7 protein-coding genes are annotated in these 8,634 nt (G+C 47.5%); all 7 read left to right on the top strand.

Annotated features, from left to right (window positions below):
* Positions 1-155: 155 nt before the first annotated feature.
* Positions 156-1,307: a radical SAM family heme chaperone HemW gene (gene hemW, locus AC1DLM_RS27790; RefSeq protein ID WP_477571764.1), complete on the top strand. Its 1,152-nt coding sequence runs from the start codon at positions 156-158 to the stop codon at positions 1,305-1,307.
* Between the two features lie 141 nt (positions 1,308-1,448).
* Complete coding sequence (locus tag AC1DLM_RS27785) at positions 1,449-1,922, top strand: N-acetyltransferase (RefSeq protein ID WP_477571763.1); 474 nt, start codon at positions 1,449-1,451, stop codon at positions 1,920-1,922.
* Between the two features lie 110 nt (positions 1,923-2,032).
* Complete coding sequence (gene hrcA / locus AC1DLM_RS27780; protein WP_441990301.1) at positions 2,033-3,061, top strand: heat-inducible transcriptional repressor HrcA; 1,029 nt, start codon at positions 2,033-2,035, stop codon at positions 3,059-3,061.
* A 17-nt stretch (positions 3,062-3,078) separates the two neighbouring features.
* Positions 3,079-4,602, top strand: coding sequence for a TCP-1/cpn60 chaperonin family protein (locus AC1DLM_RS27775; protein ID WP_477571762.1), 1,524 nt, complete (start codon positions 3,079-3,081; stop codon positions 4,600-4,602).
* Between the two features lie 82 nt (positions 4,603-4,684).
* Entirely contained in the window at positions 4,685-5,248 is a 564-nt protein-coding gene (grpE, locus tag AC1DLM_RS27770) for a nucleotide exchange factor GrpE (RefSeq protein WP_477571761.1), read from the top strand.
* A gap of 215 nt (positions 5,249-5,463) precedes the next feature.
* Positions 5,464-7,302, top strand: coding sequence for a molecular chaperone DnaK (gene dnaK, locus AC1DLM_RS27765; RefSeq protein WP_477571760.1), 1,839 nt, complete (start codon positions 5,464-5,466; stop codon positions 7,300-7,302).
* Positions 7,303-7,427: 125 nt separating this feature from the next.
* Positions 7,428-8,561 carry a molecular chaperone DnaJ gene (dnaJ, locus tag AC1DLM_RS27760; protein WP_477571759.1) on the top strand — a complete coding sequence of 378 codons (1,134 nt, stop codon included), beginning with the start codon at positions 7,428-7,430 and terminating at the stop codon, positions 8,559-8,561.
* Positions 8,562-8,634: the final 73 nt, after the last annotated feature.

The following is an 8,634-nucleotide window of genomic DNA, read 5'->3' as shown; positions in this document are numbered from 1 at the left end:
CGCATGAAGCAGGTCGGCAGCGTAGAAGTGCCGCAAGAAGCGTTCATGGCTGTTTTGAAAATCGACGAATAGATGCAGGGAACTCAAAGCTGGGGTGGCAGCGTACGCTGTCCCTTGGCTTTTTGTCAATTGTGACCGTGGAAAGGAACACCCTTATGTTAGTTACTTATACAACGCCTACGGCAGTGTACATTCATATCCCGTTTTGCACAAATAAATGCCATTATTGCGACTTCAACTCGTACGTGCTCAAAGGCCAACCCGTCATGGAATATCTAGATGCCCTTGAGCGTGAAATGGAGCTGACAGTTCGGAATCATCCACCTCAGAAGGTGGAGACGATCTTTGTCGGCGGTGGAACGCCAACGGTGCTGCTTCCAGATCAAATGGAACGCTTCTTACGTATCGTACGCACGTATTTCCCAGCGGATAGTACAGAAGTTGAATTTTCGATGGAAGCCAATCCGGGAACAACGGACGAAGATAAACTTGCTGTCATGAAAGCTGGCGGTGTGAATCGGATCAGCTTTGGTGTACAATCTTTTAACAATGACATCCTTGCGGCAATCGGCCGTATTCATAATACAGATGATGTGCATAGAAGCATTGCCAATGCGAAGAAACTAGGCTTCGATAATTTATCCATTGATCTTATGTTCGGGCTTCCGAAGCAAACGGTGGACATTATGCAGGCTACATTAGATGAGGCGCTGTCACTCGATTTGCAGCATTATTCGATATACAGTTTGAAAGTAGAAGAAAACACGTTATTCCACACCTTGTTCAATAAAAATCAGCTGCCGCTCCCGAGTGAAGATGAGGAAGTCGATATGTACGAGTTGATTATGAAAAGGCTGGAAGAAGCGGGTTACAAGCAATACGAAATCAGTAACTTTGCCAAACCTGGCCGCGAAAGCAGACATAATACGATGTATTGGCGCAACCGCTCTTATTACGGATTAGGCGCTGGTGCACATGGGTATATGAATGGTAAGCGCCATGTGAATGTGAAGGGCATCCAACCTTACATTGATGCAACGAAGCTTGGGTTACCGATCATGGAACAATTCGACGTGACACCACAAGAAGCGATGGAAGACTTTATGATGGTTGGCTTGCGGCTCCTAGAAGGTGTGCGAAGCAAAGACTTCATGGATCAATTCGGAGAGACAATCKAATCCCACTTCGGAACTACTTTGCAAGGCTGGATAAACAAAAAGCTGATTGAGCAAACGCCAGAAGGATATCGTCTATCCAAACACGGTATTTTGTTAGGAAATGAAGTCTTTGYCTCGTTCTTAAGCTAAACCGAAATAGCGCAAAAAACGCTTGTGCATTTATACGTATTGTTGTATATTTATACATGAATCCACAAGCGAAACAGCGGAAAGCCGCAGGGCGCTAGCGTGGCTTTTATGCATTTTTGTGTGAATGGTGGGTGGGGAAGCGTGAATACATCAACTACGGTATCCGTAAGAAAAGCTTCAGTGGATGATATCGATAAGCTTTTTGAAATTATACAGGGGTATGCCAAGCAAGGCATCATGCTGCCGCGGAGCAGGGAAATGCTCCAAGATCAAATTGATACATTTGTTGTCGCTGAATTCGATGGCTTATTAATAGGCTGCGGTTCATTGACGAGGCTGGGGCCAGATCTTGTTGAGATTCGCTCACTTGGGATGACGCCTGGCTACAAGGGTCAAGGAATCGGCGGCAAACTGGTTGATTTCTTAGTTGAAGAGGCAAGAAGTCAAGGAATTATTAAAGTTATKGCACTTACTTATGAAGTAGCTTTCTTTCAGAAAAACGGCTTTACACTCGTTCCGAAGGAGATTTTTCCTGAGAAGGTTTGGAGAGACTGTATGCATTGCAAAAAACAGTATTGTTGCGACGAAATCGCCGTACTTAAACGTTTGGATTGACTTGACAACAGACCTTAGGGTCTGTTATTTTTGTATTAGGATTTAGCACTCACTAAATACGAGTGCTAACGAAGGTGGCAAATAGTGAGAAGTGAGGAGGAGGGGTACTCATGTTGACAGAGCGCCAACGCATGATTTTAAGTGCAATCATTGATGATTACGTTCGTTCAGCGGAGCCAATTGGTTCGCGAAGTATTTCGAAGCGTGGGAATGTTGGTTTTAGTCCAGCGACCATTCGTAACGAAATGTCAGATCTCGAAGAAATGGGCTATCTTGAGCAGCCTCATACGTCCGCAGGTCGTATTCCTTCACACAAAGGTTATCGCTATTATGTCGATCATTTGTTGAAGCACGGCTCCTTGCATAGTCAAGATTTGGACTCCATGAAGGGGGCTTTCGCAGAACGTATTCAAGAGATGGAAGGTGTTATTCAGCACGTTGCTGGTATGCTATCCAGTCTTACGAATTACACGTCTATTGTGCTCGGTCCTGAAGTGTTTAGCACGACATTGAAGCATATCCAAATCATTCCGATCTCGGACACAACGGCTGTTGCGATCCTAGTGATGAATACGGGACATGTTGAAAATAAAACAGTAACGATACCCGAAGGGATTCCGATGTCGGAAATCGAGAAGGTCGTTAATATTCTGAATACTAGGCTTAAGAATGTACCTTTGGTTCAGTTTAAATCGAAGCTTTACAATGAGATTTCTAATGAGTTAAGCAAATATGTCACTGGCTATCAAGAGCTTCTTGGTCTGGTGGAAAGCGTGCTTCAAAGTGACGAGAAGGACCGTGTTTTCCTCAGTGGGATGACGAATATGCTCACACAGCCTGAGTTCAAGGATGTGGAGAAAGTGAAGAGCATTTTTGATCTACTGGAAGAAGCACCAACCCTTATCAAGTTATTTACTCCGTCAAATGAAGGCATTGAGATTAAAATTGGTGCTGAGAATAGTATTGAAGCCATATCGAATTGCAGTTTAATTACAGCTTCCTATTCCATTGGTGGTACGCCGCTTGGAACGATTGGTATTTTGGGACCTACTCGTATGGAATACGGTAGAGTTATAGGCTTAATGGAGCATCTATCGAAGCATATGGAATTGGTCCTAGGACGTTGGTATGGCAAATGACAGGAGTCAAACCTACTATGCACGGTGAAAATGAAGAACGGTACTCGACGTTAGTGAATAATGCCGCGGCTGTCAGAGCGATTTGTTCGGCTGTCGAAGGAACCTTAGGTCCTAAAGGGCTGGATACCATGCTAGTCGGCGGCCAAGGTGATGTCATTATTACCAACGATGGTGTAACCATCTTGGAAAAGATGGATGTTACCCATCCTGCTGCTAGGTTAATGATTCAAGTCGCTCGCAGTCAACAACGCCAAATTGGCGATGGCACAACGACAGCGACAGTACTTGCCGGAGCCATGGTGCAAGAAGGCGTCGCGCAAGTTACACGCGGCGTGCCCGTCGCCAAGGTTGTCACTGGCATGCTACAKGGCATTGAATTGGCCGTAGCGAGCTTGCAGGGCCGCAGTCGTCAGATTGCAGGCCTTGGAGATCGCGCGCTGCAGCGAATTGCGTATACAGCGGGGCGCGAGCAGACAGACATTGCTAAGCTTATCATCCAAGCGGCCGAGGCAGTTGGTGAGGCGAAGCTGCGCCAAGAAGGCTATCGCTTCGCGGACAGCGTGCTCGCACATGAAGAAGCGAGCAGTGAGGTCTGGACCGGCATTCTGCTGAACCAGAAGCCGATGAACCTGCACCTCGAGCACGAGCGGCGAGATGCTCGCATCCTCGTGCTGCATGATGCCCTGGAGCCTGAGGCGGTCAGCGAAGAATCGCTGGTAACCGAGGCAGGCTTCCAGCGCTACATGCAGCTCCGGGAGCTCTTCCGCAGCAGCCTCGGCTCGCTGCTGGAGCTTGGCGTCGGTCTGATTGCATCAGACCGCGGGGTTGACCCTGAGGCGGAGCAGTTCTGCTCCGACCATGGCATTCTCGTGCTGCAGCGACTGTCCCGCCGGGACTTGCAGCTGCTGAGCGAGCACACCGGCGCTAGGCCGGTGCGGCGCACGGCGCTGCGCAAGAGCGCGCCGGAGCTGAGCGCTGCGCTCGGTCACGCGGGCTATGCCGCGTATGACGAGCGGCTGGAGCGCGTGCGCGTAGCGCGCGGTCACGGCGAGCAGCACGTGACCGTGATCGTTGGCGCCGCGACGCGCGAAGCGGCGCATGAGCGCTCGCGCATCGCGAAGGACGCTGCGTCAGCTGTGCAAGCCGCCGTGCGCGGCGGGTACTTGCCTGGCGGCGGCGCAGCGGAGATGGCCGTCGCGCATGATCTGGAGCGTGTGCGCGAGACGATGAAGGGCATGGAAGGCTTTGGTGTGGCCGCTGTCGCGGGAGCACTGCGCAAGCCGTTGTCTCAAATCGTCGTGAATGCAGGCTACAATCCGCTCGAGAAGGTTGAAGAGCTGAAAGCGGCCCAGCTTGCGCAGGATACGGACAGCCTAGGGATCGATTGTGATACGGGGTTGATCACGGATTTTGTGGAAGCAGGGATCATGGATCCGACAGATGTGAAAATTCACGCTCTGCAAGCGGCTGGGGAAGTCGCTGCCGCGGTGCTGCGTATCCATACAGTGATTAAGATGAAGCAGCCTTTTGAAGAGAACTAAAGATGGGTAAACTAATGCCCAAATGGATGATGTATGTGAATCGAGTATAACTCGTGTATTATGTTTAGGAGGTGAAGGACAATTGAGTACTGGAGATAACAAAACAGTCGAACAAGACATTGACACTACATACGCAGCCGATAACGAAGCAACGACTGGAGAAGCTGTTGCAGACGTTTCCGAGGAAGCTACGGTATCTAGCGAATTGGAACAGGCGCGTGTGCAAGCTGAAGAAAACTATCAGCGTTTATTACGCGTTCAAGCGGACTTCGACAACTTCCGTCGCCGTGCAAGAGCGGAGAAGGAAGATTTCGCGAAATACGCTTCGCTAAAATTAATTGAGCAGCTACTACCGATTGTGGATAACTTTGATCGCGCGCTGTCTTCAAGCAAAGAGACGAAGGATTTCGACGCATTGGTGAAGGGCTTGGATATGACATACCGCGGTATTGATCAACTATTAACTGCTGAAGGGCTTAAGCCTATCGAAGCTGTTGGTCATCCGTTCAATCCTGAATTCCATCAAGCAGTGATGCAAGTGGAATCCGAGGAGCATGAAGAAGGTATCGTCGTGGAAGAATTGCAAAAAGGCTACATCCTGAAAGATAAGGTCATTCGACCAGCAATGGTTAAAGTTAGCGTATAAGTCTAATTTTGATCACGAAGTAATCCAAGAAGCTTATTCGACATCGAATATTGAATTCAGCCGGAAATTCCGGTGCTCACGTAGTTTACACTACGCTCTGCTCCTCATTTCCTAGCTTCTTTCAATCTTCTCGGTGCTGAAAACCTGACTAAAGGATCTTATTTCATTCTAAAAAAACTAATGACGTTCCTATGGGACATAAGGAGGATCTTTACATGAGTAAAGTAATTGGTATTGACTTAGGTACTACAAATTCTTGCGTTGCCGTTATGGAAGGCGGAGAAGCTGTTGTTATTCCAAATCCAGAAGGTAACCGCACAACGCCATCCGTTGTAGGTTTCAAGAAAGACGGCGAGCGCGTAGTTGGTGAAACGGCTAAGCGTCAAGCGATCACAAACCCAGACAAAACAATCTCCTCCATTAAGCGTCACATTGGTACGAACCACAAAGAGAACATTGATGGCAAAGACTACACGCMACAAGAGATCTCTGCAATCATCTTGCAAAAGCTAAAAGCGGATGCAGAAGCTTACCTTGGTCAAACAGTTACGCAAGCGGTAATCACGGTTCCTGCTTACTTCAACGATAGCCAACGTCAAGCAACGAAGGATGCTGGTAAAATTGCAGGTCTTGAAGTACTTCGTATCGTCAATGAGCCAACTGCAGCAGCACTTGCATACGGTTTGGAAAAAACAGAAGATCAAACAATTCTCGTTTATGACCTTGGGGGCGGTACATTCGACGTATCCATCCTTGAGCTAGGCGATGGTTTCTTCGAAGTTAAAGCAACAAGCGGCGACAACAAATTGGGCGGAGATGACTTTGACCAAGTTGTGATGGATTACCTCGTTGCTGAATTCAAAAAAGAACAAGGCATTGACCTTTCCAAAGATAAAGCGGCAGTTCAACGTTTGAAAGATGCTGCTGAAAAAGCGAAAAAAGAACTTTCTGGTGTTCTGACTACAACGGTTTCCCTTCCGTTCATCACGGTAGCAGACGGCGTACCTCAGCATTTGGAGTTGAACTTGACGCGTGCGAAGTTCGAAGAGCTTTCCGCTGGTCTAGTTGAAAGAACATTAGGACCAACTCGTCAAGCTCTTCAAGATTCCGGTTTGTCCACAAGCCAAATCGATAAAGTTGTTCTTGTTGGTGGATCTACTCGTATTCCTGCGGTTGTAGAAGCGATTAAGAAATTAATCGGTAAAGAGCCACACAAAGGTGTTAACCCGGATGAAGTTGTTGCCCTTGGTGCAGCTGTTCAAGCTGGTGTCTTGACTGGTGAAGTGAAAGACGTTGTTCTTCTTGACGTAACTCCACTTTCCCTTGGTATCGAAACAGCAGGCGGCGTATTCACGAAAATGATCGACCGTAACACAACGATTCCTACTACAAAATCACAAGTGTACTCCACTTATGCAGATAACCAAACTAGCGTAGAGATTCACGTGCTTCAAGGTGAGCGCTCCATGGCTAGCGGTAACAAAACACTTGGCCGCTTCATGCTAGGTGACATTCCTCCAGCTCCACGCGGCGTTCCACAAATCGAAGTAAGCTTCGATATTGATGCGAACGGTATCGTTAACGTGTCTGCTTTGGATAAAGGAACAGGCAAAAGCCAAAAAATCACAATCACTTCTTCCAGCGGCTTGAGCGATGCAGAAGTTGAACAAATGGTGAAGGATGCGGAAGCACATGCTGAAGAAGATCGCGCACGTAAAGAGCTTGTAGAAGCTCGTAACGAAGCTGATCAATTGGTGTACTCCGTTGACAAAACGATCAAAGATCTTGGCGACAAAGTAGACCAAGGCGAGATCGACAAAGCGAATGCAGCGAAAGAGAAAGTTACAGCAGCTCTTGCTGGCAACGATCTTGAAACGATCAAAAAAGCAACAGAAGAATTGACTGAAGTCATTCAACAACTTTCTGTTAAATTATATGAGCAAGCTTCCCAAGATCAAGGCCCAGGTCCTGATGCTGGCGCAGGCGAAGCACCTAAAGGCAGAGAAAATGTTGTGGACGCGGACTACGAAGTGGTTGACGAACCTAAGAAATAAACATATTCTAACTAAATAGAAGTTTAAAGAAGTTTTTTAAACACTGTTTGTTACGCACGGAACGTTAGAGTCAAAGCCAACTGGAGTTTCTCCACGGCTTTGACTTTCCGTTTGTAGTCTTGAACATGGGAGTGGAACAAGTGAGTAAACGTGATTATTACGAGGTGTTAGGTCTCGGGAAAAATGCTTCACAGGAAGAGATCAAGAAGGCTTACCGTAAAATGGCACGTCAATATCACCCTGACGTGAATAAAGCGGCAGATGCAGAAGATAAGTTCAAAGAAGCGAAAGATGCTTATGATGTTCTGAGCGATGATCAGAAGAAAGCTCAATATGATCAGTTCGGTCACGTAGATCCGAATCAAGGGTTTGGCGGTGGTCAAGACTTCGGCGGCGGCTTCGGGGATATCTTTGATATGTTCTTTGGCGGCGGCGGCGGTGGTAATCGACGTAATCCGAATGCACCGCAGCGCGGTAACGATTTGCAATACACGATGACCGTGGAATTCAAAGAAGCCATTTTCGGTAAAGAAATGKATATCAACATTCCGCGTACTGAAAATTGCGACACGTGTAATGGTTCGGGTGCTAAAGCAGGAACAAAGCCAGAAACTTGCGGCGGCTGCCATGGCAGCGGGCAACAAGAAGTAGTTCAGAATACAGCATTCGGTCGTATTGTGAACCGACGCGTATGTACGTCTTGTAATGGTTCTGGTAAAATCATCAAAGAAAAATGCGGAACTTGTCATGGCGCAGGTAAAGTGAAAAAGACGCGCACGATTCACATTAAGATTCCAGCGGGTGTGGATGATGGCGCTCAACTTCGCGTTTCTGGTGAAGGTGAAGGCGGTACACGTGGAGGCCCATCTGGTGACCTTTATGTTGTTATTCGTGTGAAAAATCATGAGTTCTTCCAACGTGAAGGTAACGATGTTTACTGTGAAGTGCCATTGACTTTCATGCAGGCGGCGCTTGGTGATGAAATCGAAATCCCTACGCTAACTGAGAAAGTGAAACTCAAGATTCCAGCAGGCACGCAGACCGATACGTACTTCCGTCTTAAAGGTAAAGGTGTACCGCATCTCCGCGGCTTCGGTCAAGGAGATCAGCACGTGAAAGTTATCGTGATGACACCAACGAACTTGTCGGAAGATCAGAAGGATTTGCTGCGTCAGTTCGGCAAGCAAAGCGGCGAGCATACGCATGAGCAAAGCCAGTCTATTTTTGAACGTATGAAGAGAGCCTTCTTAGGCGACTAGAGAGAGTTATAAATCAGAAAAAAACACTTTGTTTTTAGATATAGACTAACGTTTTGTAGTCTAGCTCTATGAA

It is taken from the genome of Paenibacillus sp. 01T442 (genome assembly GCF_056398345.1).
This window is presented reverse-complemented; position numbering and strand designations above follow the sequence as displayed.